Source organism: Nocardia nova (assembly GCF_002933465.1).
GTDB classification, from domain to species: domain Bacteria; phylum Actinomycetota; class Actinomycetes; order Mycobacteriales; family Mycobacteriaceae; genus Nocardia; species Nocardia nova_B.
This window is the reverse complement of record NZ_PSZE01000017.1, coordinates 16235-31719: the sequence shown is the minus strand read 5'-3', so window position 1 is coordinate 31719 and position 15485 is coordinate 16235. Positions and strand designations below refer to the sequence as shown.

14 protein-coding genes and 1 tRNA gene are annotated in these 15485 nt (G+C 66.9%); 11 read left to right on the top strand and 4 right to left on the bottom strand.

Going from position 1 to position 15485, the window contains the following annotated elements:
• Positions 1-79 precede the first annotated feature (79 nt).
• Complete coding sequence (locus C5E41_RS34520) at positions 80-487, top strand: hypothetical protein (protein ID WP_219823213.1); 408 nt, start codon at positions 80-82, stop codon at positions 485-487.
• Between the two features lie 129 nt (positions 488-616).
• A complete protein-coding gene (locus tag C5E41_RS20155; RefSeq protein WP_104377365.1) occupies positions 617-1555 on the top strand; it encodes an undecaprenyl-diphosphate phosphatase in 939 nt (312 codons plus the stop codon).
• Positions 1556-1566: 11 nt separating this feature from the next.
• Here C5E41_RS20155 and C5E41_RS20150 read toward each other — a convergent pair whose 3' ends face one another.
• Positions 1567-1971 (bottom strand): SgcJ/EcaC family oxidoreductase, encoded by a 405-nt coding sequence (locus C5E41_RS20150; protein WP_104377364.1) that lies wholly within the window; start codon positions 1969-1971, stop codon positions 1567-1569.
• Between the two features lie 459 nt (positions 1972-2430).
• Here C5E41_RS20150 and C5E41_RS20145 point away from each other — a divergent pair, with 459 nt between their 5' ends.
• A complete protein-coding gene (locus C5E41_RS20145; RefSeq protein WP_104377363.1) occupies positions 2431-3207 on the top strand; it encodes a hypothetical protein in 777 nt (258 codons plus the stop codon).
• A complete protein-coding gene (locus C5E41_RS20140) occupies positions 3200-3694 on the top strand; it encodes a type II toxin-antitoxin system VapC family toxin (protein WP_308706131.1) in 495 nt (164 codons plus the stop codon). The genes C5E41_RS20145 and C5E41_RS20140 overlap by 8 nt, the downstream gene beginning before the upstream one ends.
• Positions 3695-4570: 876 nt before the next feature.
• Here C5E41_RS20140 and C5E41_RS33990 read toward each other — a convergent pair.
• Positions 4571-4744 carry a hypothetical protein gene (locus C5E41_RS33990; protein WP_181063330.1) on the bottom strand — a complete coding sequence of 58 codons (174 nt, stop codon included), beginning with the start codon at positions 4742-4744 and terminating at the stop codon, positions 4571-4573.
• A 467-nt stretch (positions 4745-5211) separates the two neighbouring features.
• Here C5E41_RS33990 and C5E41_RS20130 point away from each other — a divergent pair, with 467 nt between their 5' ends.
• Positions 5212-5601, top strand: coding sequence for a tyrosine-type recombinase/integrase (locus tag C5E41_RS20130; RefSeq protein WP_104377360.1), 390 nt, complete (start codon positions 5212-5214; stop codon positions 5599-5601).
• A 60-nt stretch (positions 5602-5661) separates the two neighbouring features.
• Here the strand turns inward: C5E41_RS20130 and C5E41_RS20125 are convergent.
• Positions 5662-5734 (bottom strand) — tRNA-Arg (locus C5E41_RS20125).
• A 120-nt stretch (positions 5735-5854) separates the two neighbouring features.
• Positions 5855-6163 (bottom strand): hypothetical protein, encoded by a 309-nt coding sequence (locus C5E41_RS20120; protein WP_104377359.1) that lies wholly within the window; start codon positions 6161-6163, stop codon positions 5855-5857.
• Between the two features lie 135 nt (positions 6164-6298).
• Here C5E41_RS20120 and argS point away from each other — a divergent pair, with 135 nt between their 5' ends.
• From argS to rho, 6 genes are all read left to right on the top strand, one after another.
• Positions 6299-7957 (top strand): arginine--tRNA ligase, encoded by a 1659-nt coding sequence (gene argS / locus C5E41_RS20115; RefSeq protein ID WP_104377358.1) that lies wholly within the window; start codon positions 6299-6301, stop codon positions 7955-7957.
• Between the two features lie 40 nt (positions 7958-7997).
• Positions 7998-9428: a diaminopimelate decarboxylase gene (lysA, locus tag C5E41_RS20110; protein WP_104377357.1), complete on the top strand. Its 1431-nt coding sequence runs from the start codon at positions 7998-8000 to the stop codon at positions 9426-9428.
• On the top strand, positions 9425-10825 hold the full coding sequence (locus C5E41_RS20105; protein WP_104377356.1) for a homoserine dehydrogenase: 1401 nt from the start codon (positions 9425-9427) through the stop codon (positions 10823-10825). Before lysA ends, C5E41_RS20105 begins: the two co-directional genes overlap by 4 nt.
• Entirely contained in the window at positions 10822-11919 is a 1098-nt protein-coding gene (thrC, locus tag C5E41_RS20100; RefSeq protein WP_104377355.1) for a threonine synthase, read from the top strand. The genes C5E41_RS20105 and thrC overlap by 4 nt, the downstream gene beginning before the upstream one ends.
• 97 nt (positions 11920-12016) lie before the next feature.
• Entirely contained in the window at positions 12017-12976 is a 960-nt protein-coding gene (gene thrB, locus C5E41_RS20095) for a homoserine kinase (RefSeq protein WP_104377451.1), read from the top strand.
• A gap of 432 nt (positions 12977-13408) precedes the next feature.
• The gene (gene rho / locus C5E41_RS20090) at positions 13409-15418 is read left to right on the top strand and encodes a transcription termination factor Rho (protein WP_104377354.1); all 2010 of its coding nucleotides are present in this window, start codon (positions 13409-13411) and stop codon (positions 15416-15418) included.
• Positions 15419-15485: the final 67 nt, after the last annotated feature.

Genomic DNA, 15485 nt, shown 5'->3' with positions numbered 1-15485 from the left:
CCATATGCTATCTCCCTTTGGAAACGGAGATATTCTCCGATTAGTTCCGCATCCGAGGGGCTTCGCTCTGTTCTCGGGAGTGTCCAGTGCGGGATTCCCCGGAGCGGTGACCGCGACGGGTGCGGTGGCCGCGCTGGTCTACGGCTTCATCAGCGCCGCGGCGCACGGCCGGGGCGATGTGACGACGATGCGCGCGGTGGCGACGATGTTGATGGGATGCGGTATCGGCCTGGCATTTTCGCCGCTGAACGTGATCGCCATGGCGAACGAGGCGGCCGGTGCGGCGGGTGGTGCGCCGCAGACCTTGCGGCAGACCGGTGCGGCGCTGGGCTGGCGGTACTGGTCACGGTATTCGGCACCGCGGTCCGGGCCGCATCCGGCTCGGCCGTACATGTGCTGGTCTCCGGCATCGCGACCGCCTTCGCCGCTCGCGGTGCTGACATTGCTTGTGGCGTCGACATTTCCGCGTGTGCGGGCGCGGCGGTGAGCGCCGGGACGGCGATATCCAAGATCAACTTCGGGCATATCGGACGATTCGAAACTCGTTGTCGCGCAGTGACTTATCCGATATACGACTCACAGGAACCTTTATGATTGCCGTGCGAAACTCGTCGCGATGCTCACCTATCTCGAAGCGATGGTCATCGGCGCGGTGCAGGGTTTCACCGAGCTGTTCCCGATCTCCAGTCTCGGACATTCGGTTCTCGTGGCGGCCTGGCTGGGTGGACGATGGGGAGCCTTGGCCGACCGGGGCGGAACCGAATCCGCCGCAACCTATTTGGCGTTCGTCGTCGCTCTGCACGTGGCGACGGCGGTCGCACTGGTGATCTACTACCGGCGCGACTGGTGCGCGATCATCGTCGGATTCGTCGAGATGGTGCGGACCAGGCGGCTGGATACCGTTCCGCAGCGGCTGGCCTGGTTGATCACGGTCGCGACCGTGCCGGTCGCGGTGCTCGGCCCGCTGCTGGAGCATCCGCTGCACGACGTCTTCGCGGCCCCTGTGTGTGCCGCGGCCTTTCTGACCGTCAACGGCGTGGTGCTGGTCGTCGGCGAGGGGCTGCGTCGCCGCAACGAGCCCACCCTCGCCGAATACGGCCGTCGCTTCGCCCTGAATCAGGCCAACATCCGAACTCGCACGGCGACAACGCTTTCCCTGCCGCAATCCGACCGACGCCTCGCGGCCCTCGATTCCCGGGACGCGGTCGGCATCGGACTGGCCCAAGCCGGCGCCCTCCTCACCGGCTTCAGCCGGGCCGGCCTCACCATGGTCGGCGGTCTCTGGCGCGGCCTGGAGCACGAACACGCCGCCAAATTCGCCTTCCTCCTCGCCACCCCCGCGATCTTCGGCGCCGGGATAGTCGACCTCCCGGACCTGATATCCCCACGCGCCGAGGTGATCTGGGGGCCGATCCTGGTCGGCGCGGTGGTTTCCGGTGTCACGTCCTGGTTCGCCGTCCGCTACCTCGAACGCTACTTCCGGACTCGAACCCTGTTGCCGTTCGCGGCGTACTGCGTGATCGTGGGGGTGGTGTCGATCATTCGATTCGGGTGAGTCGCGGGCCGCTAGCGCGCCACGGCGGGGCTGTTGTGATACGCGGCAACCGTCCACTTGCCGTCGCGCTGGTGCAGAACCCAGGTCGCGTTGACGTACCGGTCGGCGGGGACGTCGGTTTCACCGGCGAACACAATCGCGGCCCTGCTGACGACCACGGCGTGGTCCGCGCCGAGGAAACGGATATCTCCGATGTCGTCGGTGACAGTGGAGTTCGCGAGAACGGTCGCGAAACTGTCCGCCATACCCTGCCGGACCTCCGCTCGGCTGCGCCGATAGGTCCCCGGCATGATCACCGCGGCGTCCTCGGCGTAGTCCGCGACGAAAGCGTCGGCGTCCCCGGCCGCCCAGGCCTTGTACTGATCGGCCAAGATCTGCGCGATGGCGGCCGAGTCGTCGGTTCGAGTCGTGGTCATGGCATGTCCTTCGTTCGTCGGCGCGGCCCTCGTTCGGGCCATACACCTCTCCGACGCGCGAGCATTTCCCGAATCGACAAACGAGAAAGGTCCCGACCGGGTTGGTCGGGACCTTGCGTTCTGTGCCCTCGGCAGGATTCGAACCTGCGGCCTTCTGCTCCGGAGGCAGCCTTGGCCGATTTTTCGAGGTCTGACCTGGGGTGCCGATGTATCGCGATCATTCGTTTTCGTATGTCGCAGTCCGGGGTGATCGGCGCAACTTGTGACACTGTGGTGACACCGAGCATGCACTGGCGAGCTTCGTTGTTCCGGGCGAGCCAACGTCAGGACGGCTGATGTGGCGTCATGCTGGGCGCGGCGGGTCGACGCCCGGCCATCTCGAAGTGCGGATGGGTCACCTCCCCTGGCCATCTGTTGCATGATTGGTGTTAAGAGCAGAGCGAGAGGAGGTGCGCGGCTATGGGTGACGACCGTGGTAGGGACACCGTCACTATCGACTTGGAAGGGAAGGATTTCGACCCGCGCGCTCTTGCTGACGCGATCATTGCCATCGAGCGCATCGTGAAGAGCTTCGATCACGACATGCGACTCGAGCCACACGGGCGAAGTGAACTCGGCCTTCAATACCTGTGGTTCGGTAGCGCGCACGTAACCATCTCTGCTCCATCGGACGATATCGACACGCTGCAAAGCGGGTTAGACGAGCTCTCGCTGCATCCGGCCATCCCGCCAGGATGGAGTCGCAAGGGGGTAGAAGCGCTGGTTGACCTCGGAAAGGTCAAAAACAAGCGTGGCATTCACCTGGTGGCTCTGACCACGAGCAGAATGGTGGCGCGAATCGATGACGTGATACAGCGCAACGCCGAGAAGGCTCTCGCTCCTGCTACCGTCTCGCTCGGGGCTGTGCGGGGAGTGTTGTACCGCTACACGAACGACGAGACAACGAGCCACCGGTCGGCAGCGCTGCGGGATTACAGGACAGAAGACGTGGTGGCGGTGAACTTTCCAGCCGAGTTGGCGGGGCAGTTCAAGCAGTCTCTAGATGCGGAAGTCGAAGTGTGGGGCGAGGTTTCCCGCGATGAGGAAGGTCGACTCCTCAAGATTCGCGCTGAAGGGGTCGAGATCTTGAATCATGCTGTTCGAGAGCGGGGAGCCGGTTCGGTGATGGGACTATTCGGGCCTGACTGGACAGACGGGCACGATCCGGTCGACTGGGTCAGGACGCAGCGTGACTAAATCACTTCCCCGCGTCGCTGTGGACACATGTGTTGTGGTCGACCTGCTAACCAACGTTGATCCGGTTCGTGCCGCGAACGCGGGGTACCTGCTTGACGGGCATGGCACGCGCTACGAGATTGTCCTTCCAGCAATCGTTCTTACCGAGATTGCAGGGACGGGCGAGATCAGGGGTAACCACCTGCCGGCCGATGTCCGGGGAGAACGCGTCGCCGCCGCTATCAGCTGGATTTCGGCAAGTCGATTCATCGTGGCGGAGCTATCTGAGCGACTTGCACGCAAGGCCGCTGACCTTGCCGTCGAACATCAGTTAAAGGGGCCGGACGGCTCGGTGCTCGCAACGGCCATGGCGTGGAGGTGCGGGAGTCTCTACACGCGGGATAACGGAATCTTGAAGTGCGCTGGGAAGTTTGATGATCTCAAGATCCTTGAACCGCAAGCCCCTCCAGAACCAGAGTTGGACCTCTTCTCGGCCGTTCCGGCCTAGCGGGACCACGTGGGCCCTGGCGGTGGTCGGGTTGCGCACATGGGTGGGCTGGCTCCCGCCTGCCCCATAAGGCCTGCCCTTCTCGCGTAGAGGCTCCGGGGTCAAGGGTGGGCGAATGCCCATCACGTAGTGACGCGTAGCGCCCTTGACGCTGGAGGGGCGCGGGAACACAATGCAGGCCGACCACAGTCAGGGCCACGCGGCCGAAGGTCGCGCAGTCAGTAGATGATCGGCGAGCAGTGTGGCGGCTGGTATGGTCTGTGACGCGAGCTCCCGGCTGTTCTGGGAGGGCCTTCCCGGTGTGAAAGCGGACCACGTTTCTAGGGCCGGCCATAAATCTCACGGCATAGCCGGTACGCCTGGTCCAGCGGATCCGGTTCATTCTTCGTATCTGGAGTGAACCGTGTTCGCAGTGGTTGTATGCGTCTGCATCACATTGATTGTCCTCGCGACTCTCGGCGTTGGGGCGTTGATCTTCTACGTCTGCGCTGGCGCGTCTGTCCTCAGCCGACAGAGCGCAAAGGACCTGGACGCCCTGACCGCCTTCGTGAAGGCGATGCCGAGTCCTGCGTTCTGGCTCTCGGCCGTCAAGATTTCGCTTCCATCAGTTCATGAGCCGCACGAGGAGTGAGATGACACCAGATCGGTCTCCCACCTTCTATCTATAGATATAAGGCGAATTCGGCAGCGACTCAACGCAAGTTGTGGCGGAAACCCGGTGCGGACGGGAAGGACCGTCGTCCGCACCGGGTAACCGGTGTCCCGATGTGACCAGCATCGGGGTGATCGGCTGGAGTCGACGTCGTTGGCGACTCACTCACCGGCGGCGGTGCCGGTGGCCGAAGTGGTGGGAAGGGGGCCGGAGCCCCCTCGGGGTCACTCGTAGGCGGCTGCGGGGTCGTAGGTGTCGGCGGCGGCCTGGTTGGCGAGGTCCTGGGCGTGGTGCGGGTGGCAGCGGTAGGTGGTGCGTCCGAACCGGGGCATCGGGTGGATTTCGGTGGCGGGGGCGTCGCAACCGCGGATTCCGCAGACGGATGTGGTGGTGCTCATCGGGAGGTCCTTCCTCGTTGCTGTGGTCGATCTGGGCTTGTCCAGACCGCCGGTGTGGGGTGCGGAAAAGGGTGGGCGAATGCCCATCACGAAGTGACGCGTAGCGCCCTTTGGAGTGCCCTGCGCCGGTGGTATGCCTTCGGCAGATCGTCCACTGCAATGGGGAAGGATCGGTGAGCGCCGGAACCTGCTGGTGCGGAACCGAACTGCGCCGGCACCGGCACCGTGATTCTGGTGAGCTTCCTCGGATATCCGGCTACCGAGGGCGACCACAGCCGGTCGACTGAGCTGGTGGCCGGCCGATTCGGTCCTCGGCTGCGGGAGGCCCGGTCGGGTACGGCAGACGTCGTGCCCAGCACTGCCACGTCGTTGCATGAAGTGGTCAGAGAGGGAAAGTCGGCGTTCTGCCACGTCGCCAGAGCGGCGCCGACGCGCCCGACGCGCCGCCCTTGATTCGAGAACTCCCGATGGACAACGAGATGGCGGAAGTCCTCAAGCGGGCTCGTCGTCGTCAGGCGGCCGACAAGCTTCAGCTGGGGGAGGCGTATCAGGATCTCGGCTACGTGGCGTGCAACGAGGATGGCACCCCCTACCATCCGGACACCTTGACCCATCGGTGGGCGCGGGCGGTCAAGCGTGCTGGGGTTCGTCACATTCGGCTCCATGACGCTCGTCACACCTGCGGCACGACGATGCACCTGCGCAAGGTTCCCCTGGCGGTCATCGCGGCCTGGCTGGGCCACGCTGACGCGAGTGTGACAGCGAGGATCTACACCCATTCCCAGGCCGACGCGCTGAGGGACGCGGCGAGGAGTTTGGGCGAGGTTGTGACAACTCGTGACACTGAGGCTGTCTGAGGTGACAGACAAGAGAGGCCCCCGACCGGTGAACTGCTGGTCAGGGGCCTTTGTTGTGTGTGCCCTCGGCAGGATTCGAACCTGCGGCCTTCTGCTCCGGAGGCAGACGCTCTATCCCCTGAGCTACGAGGGCGGGGATTGGACCCGGTCGACACCAGTGGATACGTCGTCCGATCGGGCGGGGAAAGCGTATCGCATCACACGGCGTGCGCCAAAAGACAGGTCCGAGCAGGGATTCAGCGGCGGCCCGGCGCTAGCGCGTCGGCATCGGGGCGCCGGGCATGCCGGGGATAGCGGGAATGCCCGGGATATCGGCGGGGAGTTCGTCCATCTGACCGGTGGGCGGGACGGCTTTCTCCTTGTCGGCGTGGTGGCGCGACTTGGGAACGAAATAGACGACCAGCGCGACGACCAGGGCGGCGATCACCACGACCGCGCCGACCAGCGCCCAGGGAACACGCCGGTGCTTCGGAGGGTTGGAATTGCCGTTGTATGCCCCGCCGGGGGCGGATTTCGCGGCGGCACGAATCGCCTTGGCTGATTTCGCGCTGGTGTTCGGCATCGGCGTAGCGCTCTCTTCGGGTGTGTCGGAGGGGTACGGGTGCGGCGGGCCGGGACCGCCGGTGCCGGATGCCGGGTGCGCCGAGCAGGTGCCCGCTGGCGGCGCACACCCGCTCGGACCATAGGATAGAGACTCGTGACTCCAGCTGACCTTGCAGAACTCCTTCGTGCGACCGCGGCGAAGGTGCTCGTCGAACGTGGATCCGACCCTGCGGTCCTGCCCGACGAGGTCAAGGTGGAGCGTCCCCGTAATCCGGAACACGGAGACTATGCCACGAATGTGGCCATGCAGGTGGGCAAGAAGGCCGGAATGAATCCGCGCGAACTGGCCGGTCTGCTGGCCGACGCGCTGGCCGCCACGGACGGCATCGAATCGGCCGACGTGGCCGGTCCGGGCTTCCTGAACATCCGTCTCGCCGCGGCTGCTCAGGGCGCCATCGTGGAGCAGATTCGCGCCGCGGGCGCGGCCTACGGCACCGCGCGGGCACTCGCCGGCACCAAGATCAACCTGGAGTTCGTCTCCGCCAATCCGACCGGCCCGGTCCATCTGGGCGGTACTCGCTGGGCCTCGGTCGGCGATGCGCTGGGCCGCATCCTGGCCGCTCAGGGTGCCGACGTGACTCGCGAGTACTACTTCAACGACCACGGCGCGCAGATCGACCGCTTCGCCGAATCGCTGGTCGCCGCCGCCACCGGCGCGCCCACCCCGGAGAACGGCTACGCCGGTGCCTACATCTCCGAGATCGCGGGCCAGATCACCGCCGCGCATCCGGACGCGGTGACGCTGCCGTCCGACGAGCGGCACGAATTGTTCCGCCGCGAGGGTGTCGAGCTGATGTTCGCCCACATCAAGCAGACGCTGCACGATTTCGGCACCGATTTCGACGTGTACTTCAACGAGAGCTCGCTGTTCGCCTCGGGTGCCGTCGAGAAGGCGCTCGACCAGCTCAAGGCCTCGGGCAACCTGTACGAGAAGGACGGCGCCTGGTGGATCGCCAGCACCGAGTACGGTGACGACAAGGACCGCGTCGTCATCAAGAGCGACGGAAAGTCCGCCTATATCGGCGGCGATATCGCCTACTTTCAGAACAAGCGCTCGCGCGGGTTCGACCTCTGCATCTACATGCTCGGCGCCGACCATCACGGCTACATCGGCCGGTTGAAGGCGGCGGCGGCCGCGTTCGGCGACGATCCGGACACCGTCGAGGTGCTGATCGGCCAGATGGTGAATCTGGTGCGCGACGGTGTGGCGGTGCGGATGAGCAAGCGCGCCGGCACGGTCGTCACTCTCGACGATCTGGTCGAGGCGATCGGCGTCGACGCCGCCCGCTACGTGCTGGTGCGCAGTTCGGTGAACTCGAGTATCGATATCGATCTGGATCTGTGGACCAAGCAGAGCAGTGAGAACCCGGTCTACTACGTGCAGTACGCGCACGCCCGCACCTGCGCGGTCGCCCGCAATGCCACGGAATTCGGATTCGCCGGTGTCACACCGGATCTCGGGCTGCTGTCCGCCGACGAGGAGGGTGAGCTGATCCGCACCCTCGGCGAGTTCCCGGCCGTGGTGGCGAGTGCGGCGAGCCTGCGCGAACCGCACCGCGTGGCCCGCTATCTGGAGGAACTGGCCGGCGCCTACCACCGCTTCCAGACCAACAAGACGCTGCGGATCCTGCCGCAGAACGACGACCTGGTCCTGCCGGTCAATGCCGCCCGCCTGCAACTGGTCGACGCCACCCGTCAGGTGCTGTCCAACGGTCTGGCGCTGCTGGGCGTATCCGCCCCGGAGCGCATGTGAACCGCCGTCGGTCAGGTCATCGTGTGAGGAAGGAATTATTGTGAGTGCGCATCCGGCGGGACCCCGGCACGCCGAGATCCCCCACGCCCCCAACTTGCCGGAGCGGCCCGCGGATCCCCGCGCGATGATCGACCTGCCCGAAAAGGTCTGGCCCCGCAACGCCTCTCGCGATGCCGACGGGGTGGTGCGCCTGGCCGGTATGCCCGTCACGCAGCTCGCCGCCGAATTCGGCACGCCGCTGTTCGTGGTCGACGAGGACGACTTCCGTTCCCGCTGCCGCGATATGGTCCGCGCCTTCGGTCCAGGCGCGCGAGTTCACTACGCGTCCAAGGCATTTCTGTGCGGCGAGATCGCGCGCTGGGTGCGTGACGAAGGCCTGCACCTGGACGTGTGTTCCGGCGGTGAACTGGCGGTGGCACTGCACGGCGGCTTCCCCGCCCAGCGAATCGCATTGCACGGCAACAACAAATCGGTCGCCGAGCTCGAGCAGGCCGTCGCGGCGGGCGTCGGGCACGTCGTCGTCGACTCGCTGATCGAAATCGAGCGCCTGGAGGCGGTGGCCGCCCGTGCGGGCGTGGTGCAGGACGTGCTGGTCCGCGTCACCGTCGGCGTGGAAGCGCATACGCACGAATACATTTCGACTGCGCACGAGGATCAGAAGTTCGGCTTCTCGATCGCCGGCGGCGATGCGATGGAGGCATTGGCCCGGGTCTTCGAGGCGGACAATCTGCGCCTGGTCGGCTTGCACAGCCACATCGGATCGCAGATCTTCGACATCGACGGCTTCGAGATCTCCGCGCGGCGCATGTTGCGACTGCTGCGCGATGCGATCGAGAAGTTCGGCGTCGAGCGCACCGAACAGATCGCGATCCTGGATCTCGGTGGTGGGCTGGGTATTTCGTATCTGCCGAGCGACGATCCGCCGCCGCTGGACGACTTCGCCGCGAAGGTGCGCAACCTGGTCGAGGTGGAGGCGGCGCAGATCGGCCTGCCCACCCCGACCATCGCGGTGGAGCCCGGCCGCGCGATCGCCGGCCCCGGCACCGTCACCCTCTACGAGGTCGGTACCACCAAGGACGTCTCGCTCGACGCGGGCGCACAACGCCGCTATGTCAGCGTCGACGGCGGGATGAGCGACAACATCCGTCCCGCGTTGTATCAGGCCGACTACGACTGCCGGCTGGTCTCGCGCTCCAGCGAGTCCGCCCCCGTGGTGGCACGCGTCGTCGGAAAGCATTGTGAGAGTGGCGATATCGTCATCCGGGACACCTGGATGCCGGCCGACGTCGGGCCGGGGGACCTGGTTGCGGTCGCGGCCACGGGAGCGTACTGCTATTCGATGGCCAGCCGCTACAACATGCTCACCCGCCCGGCCGTGGTCGCGGTCCGCGGCGGGCAGGCGCGGCTGCTGCTGCGCCGCGAGACGGTGGCGGATCTGATGAGCCTGGAAGCGACGGAGGTGCACTCATGACCGAGGCGACGAACCAGGCCCGAGGCGGTGCGTTCGGAATCGAACATCCCATCGGGGTCGCGGTGCTCGGCATGGGCAATGTCGGCACCGAGGTGGTGCGCATCCTGCGCGACCACGCCGACGACCTGCGCTCGCGGGTCGGCGCCCCGGTAGTGCTGCGGGGCGTCGCCGTGCGGCGCCTCGACGTCGACCGCGGCATTCCGGCCGAGCTGCTGACCATCGACGCCGAAGCGCTGGTCGCCCGCGACGACGTCGACCTGGTGGTCGAGGTGATGGGCGGTATCGATCCGGCACGCAAGCTCATCCTGTCCGCGCTCAACGGCGGCAAGTCGGTGGTGACCGCGAACAAGGCGCTGCTGGCCGACTACACCGGCGAGCTGGCCGCGGCGGCCGAGGGCAGCCGCGCCGACCTGTACTTCGAGGCCGCGGTGGCCGGCGCCATCCCGGTGGTGCGCCCGCTGATCCAGTCGATGTCCGGTGACCGGGTGAACCGCGTGGTCGGAATCGTCAACGGCACAACGAATTTCATTCTCTCGGCGATGGACGAGACCGGCGCCGACTACGCCGATACGCTCGCCGAGGCGACCCGGCTCGGCTACGCCGAAGCCGATCCCACCGCCGACGTCGAGGGGTACGACGCCGCCGCCAAGGCCGCGATCCTGGCCTCACTGGCCTTCCACACCCGCGTCACCGCGGCCGACGTCTACCGCGAGGGCATCTCGAAGATCACCGCCGAGGACCTGGAGACCGCGGCGGCGGTCGGCTGCACCGTGAAGCTGCTGGCCATCTGCGAGCGGATGCCCGGTGGCGAGCGGCTGTCGATGGACGGTTCGGCGGTGGCCGTGCCGGGTGAAGCGGGCAGCACGCCCGCCGGCAAGGACCGGGTGTCGGTGCGCGTCTACCCGGCACTGATCCCGCGGCGGCATCCGCTGTCGTCGGTGAACGGCGCCTTCAACGCGGTGGTGGTCGAGGCCGAGAACGCCGGCAGGCTGATGTTCTACGGCCAGGGCGCGGGCGGCGCGCCGACCGCCTCTGCCGTCATGGGCGATCTGGTGATGGCGGCCCGCAACAAGTTCTACGGTGGCCGCGCGCCGGGTGAATCGGTTTATGCTGAGCTGCCGATCGCGCCGATCGGCGACATCCCGACCCGCTATCACGTGAACCTGCAGGTTGCCGACCGCACCGGGGTTCTGCAGGCGGTGTCCGGCAAATTCGCAGAGCACGGTGTCAGCATCTCGACGGTCCGCCAGGAGGGACACGACGAGGGCGCCCGACTGGTCGTGGTCACCCACCACGCACCGGAGTCGGCGCTGGCCGATACGGTGGCAGCACTTGCCGAGCTGGAATCCGTCACGTCCGTGACCAGCGTCTTGAGATTGGAAGGCACCGAGGAATGAGTCAGACAGGAGCGCCGCCGTCGGCCGGGGCCGTGCACACTCCGTGGCCGGGGCTGATCGCCGCCTATCGGGAACGCCTGGCGGTCGGCGCCGACTGGGAGCCGGTCACCCTCTACGAGGGCGGCACGCCGCTGGTGCCCGCGAATCACCTGTCCGAACTCACGGGCTGTGAGGTGTATCTCAAGGTCGAGGGCCTCAACCCGACCGGTTCCTTCAAGGACCGCGGCATGACCATGGCGATGACCGATGCCAAGGCTCGCGGTCAGAAGGCTGTACTGTGCGCGTCCACGGGTAACACCTCCGCCTCGGCGGCGGCCTACGCCACCCGGGCCGGCATGCACTGCGCGGTGCTGATCCCGCAGGGCAAGATCGCGATGGGCAAGCTCGCGCAGGCGGTCATGCTCGGCGCCAAGATCATTCAGGTCGAGGGCAATTTCGACGACTGCCTCGAGCTGGCCCGCAAGGTCACCTCGGACTTCCCCGAGGTCGGCCTGGTGAACTCGGTCAACCCCGCGCGCATCGAGGGGCAGAAGACGGCGGCCTTCGAGATCTGCGACGCCCTCGGCAAGGCCCCCGATGTGCACGCCCTGCCGGTCGGCAACGCGGGCAATATCACCGCGTACTGGAAGGGCTATAGCGAATATCACGCCGATGGCCTCACCACGAGCCGTCCGCGCATGCTCGGTGTGCAGGCCGCTGGGGCCGCGCCGCTGGTCAACGGCGCGCCGGTGAAGGACCCCGAAACCATCGCGACCGCGATCCGGATCGGCGCGCCCGCGTCCTGGAACAGCGCGGTGGCCGCCAAGGAGCAGTCCGGCGGCGCCTTCCGGGCCGCCACCGACGAGGAGATCCTCGCCGCGTACCGCCTGGTCGCGAGCACCGAGGGCGTCTTCGTGGAACCCGCCTCGGCCGCGAGCGTGGCCGGTCTGCTGGCCGCGCGCAAGGAGGGCTGGCTCGATTCCGGGCTCACCGTCGTGTGCACCGTCACCGGCAACGGTCTCAAGGATCCCGACACCGCGCTGCTGGGTATGCCCGCGGTCGAGGCGATCGCGGTCGATCCGGTAGCGGTGGCTCGCGAGCTCGAGTTGGCCTGAGTTGAGTGCGCGCGAAGGTCAGCTCAGTGAGCGGGCGCGGCGAGTCGGACCCGCGGCGCCTTCGTCGGGCGGCGCCGAGCGACAGCACGGTGCCGTGGTGACGCGAACCCTGCCGGCCGGAATCACCGTCACCGCCCGGGTGCCCGCCTCCAGTGCCAATCTCGGACCCGGATTCGATTCGCTCGGTATCGCTTTGGGGCTGTACGACGAAATCGTGGTATGTACCACCGATTCCGGGCTTACCATCCGAGTGGAGGGTGAGGGCGCCGACGACGTTCCCTGGGGGCCTTCGCATCTGGTGGTCCGGGCGATCGAACGCGGGCTGGAAGCCGCGGGTGTCTGGGCCGACGGACTGGATGTGGTGTGCCGCAACGTCATTCCGCATTCGAGAGGGTTGGGGTCCTCGGCCTCGGCGGTCGTCGGCGGACTCGCCGCCGCGCGCGGACTGGCCGCGAAATTCGACCCGGCGCTGACGGGTTCGGATGCCGAATTGGTGCAGCTGGCTTCGGAATTCGAGGGACATCCCGACAACGCCGCCGCCAGCGTGCTCGGCGGCATCGTGGTGTCGTGGACCGAATCCGACCGGGCCGGCGAACTCGACGCGAGCAGCTCGGTCGAGCACTACCAGCGCGTCTACCGTGCGGTGCGGCTGGATCCGCACCCGCGGCTGCGCGCGACGGTGCTGATTCCGCAGGAGCGGTCCTCGACGGCGCACACCCGCGGCCTGCTGCCGGAGATGGTGCCGCACGGCGACGCCGCGTTCAACGTCAGCCGCGCCGCGCTGTCGGTGGTCGCTCTGACCGAGCGTCCCGACCTGCTCCTGCCCGCGACCCAGGACCGCCTGCACCAGGGTTATCGCGCCACCGCGCTGCCGTTGACCACCGCCTGGATCACCCGGCTGCGCACCGCTGGACTCGCCGCGATGGTGTCGGGCGCCGGTCCTACCATCCTGGCGCTGAGCACCGGAGAATTTCCGGACGACCTGCGCAAACTCGCCGAGGACGATGGTCTGCGTGTGGTCGAACCCGACATTTCCGCGGGTGTACGCGTGGATTGATGGCGTGGCTGCCTTGCTGACGTGGTCATACAGAGCTATCCTGAGCACGTCCGTACATCGTGCGCGTCAGACGCCGGTGCTTCATCAGGGCAATCGCTCCAGCAGGCTCCTTGCTCAAGCTCGGTGGCTCGGGGGCTCGAATCACTCGGGACTTCGACCTCGACGTCGGGGACAGCGACTGGAATGATCACTCCCACTCAATGAACCGGTGGCCGTGACCAGGTGGTGATTCCATCGGTCCGGCGGGGCAGGCGATACGGCATCCGAGCTCGGCACAGTGATCGGGCTTCGGGACGAACCCTCGAATATGCACACGGCAATCGAGGGAAGGAAAGGATCTCCGTGACAGATACGGACCTGCTCGCGACACCCGGGGTAGACACTGCAAATCCCTCGGACGGCCGCGAAAGTGACTCCGGACAGATTTCGAAGATGAGCGAACATACCGACGTCGCACGATCGGGGCTGACTGGAATGTTGTTGCCGCAGTTGCGTGCGCTTGCCGGAGAGCTCGGTATCCGAGGCACATCCGGAATGCGTAAGGGCGATCTCATCGCCGCCATCAAGGAAAACCAGGCTTCCGGCGGCAAATCCGCGCGTGGCGGCCGGGGCGATGCGAAATCCGCCGGAGCGGAAGCGGGCGCCGAGCCCGCCGCGAAGTCCGCGTCGAATGCCGGCGCTGCTGCCGAATCCGGTGCGGCCGCGAAGACCGAGTCTTCCCGGACCTCCGAGAACGCCGCCGAGAACGCCACCGAGTCCGCCGGCAAGGGCCGCGCCAAGAACGATGCGCCGAAGAGCACCCGCAACGGTGCCGCGCGCGGTCAGCAGCAGACTCTCGACGGTGTCGGCACCGAGACCGCGTCCGCCAACGCGGAAACCGCGGAATCGGCTGCGCGCCCGGCCGATTCGGGGGACGAGTCCGGCCGTGACGGTGGCCAGCGTGGCCGCGGCCGCCAGCGACGTGGCCGCGACCAGCGTGGCGAGGGCGGCGACAGCCGTGGCGAGAACCGCGGTGGTGAGGCTCGCGCCGAAACCAAGACCGAACCGAAGGCCGAGGGCGGCGACGCCAAGCCGGATCAGGAGTCGGGCGATCGTCGCCGCGACCGCAACCAGTCCGGCGGCCAGAACCAGGTCGGCCAGAACGGCGCCGCCCGCGGTGGCGACCGTGGCGGTGACCGTGGCGGTGACGACGAGGAAGGTGGGCGCGGGCGCCGCGGCCGCCGGTTCCGGGAGCGTCGTCGTGGCGGGCGTGACCGTGAGGGCGGCGAGGGCCGCGAGGTCGAGATCCGCGAGGACGACGTCCTGCAGCCGGTCGCCGGCATTCTCGACGTGCTGGACAACTACGCGTTCGTCCGCACCTCCGGCTACCTGGCGGGCCCGAACGACGTCTATGTGTCGATGAACCTGGTGCGCAAGAACGGCCTGCGCCGCGGCGACGCGATCACGGGTGCGGTGCGTGCTCCGCGCGAGGGCGAACAGGGCAACCAGCGGCAGAAGTTCGATCCGCTGGTGCGGCTGGACACGGTCAACGGCTCGGATGTCGAATCCGCCCGCCGCCGGCCGGAATTCAACAAGCTCACCCCGCTGTATCCGAATCAGCGGCTGCGGCTCGAGACCACGCCGAACAAGCTGACCACCCGCGTGATCGACCTGATCATGCCGATCGGTAAGGGTCAGCGCGCGCTGATCGTGTCGCCGCCGAAGGCGGGTAAGACCACGATCCTGCAGGACATCGCGAACGCGATCGCCACCAACAACCCTGAGTGCTACCTGATGGTGGTGCTGGTGGACGAGCGTCCCGAAGAGGTCACCGATATGCAGCGCTCGGTGCGCGGCGAGGTGATCGCGTCCACGTTCGACCGTCCGCCGAGCGACCACACCTCGGTCGCCGAACTCGCCATCGAGCGGGCCAAGCGCCTGGTCGAGATGGGCCAGGACGTCGTCGTGCTGCTCGACTCGATCACCCGGCTGGGTCGTGCGTACAACAACTCCTCGCCGGCCTCGGGTCGCATCCTGTCCGGTGGTGTGGACTCGACCGCGCTGTACCCGCCTAAGCGGTTCCTCGGCGCGGCTCGCAACATCGAGAACGGCGGCTCGCTGACCATCATCGCCACCGCCATGGTGGAGACCGGTTCCACCGGTGACACGGTGATCTTCGAGGAGTTCAAGGGCACCGGTAACGCCGAGCTCAAGCTCGATCGCAAGATCGCCGAGCGGCGCGTGTTCCCGGCCGTCGACATCAACCCGTCCAGCACCCGCCACGATGAGCTGCTGATGTCGCCCGACGAGATGGCGGTCATCCACAAGCTGCGCCGGGTGCTCTCGGGCCTCGATTCGCAGCAGGCGATCGACCTGCTCATCGACCGTTTGAAGAAGTCGAAGAGCAACGTCGAATTCCTGATGACGGTCTCGAAGACCGCGCCGGGCGCCTTGGACGAATAGGAGAGCGGTACGTCTCTCCGTGCCCGGTGCGCACCGGTAGGTGCCGCTCGGCTCGCGATAATGCGGC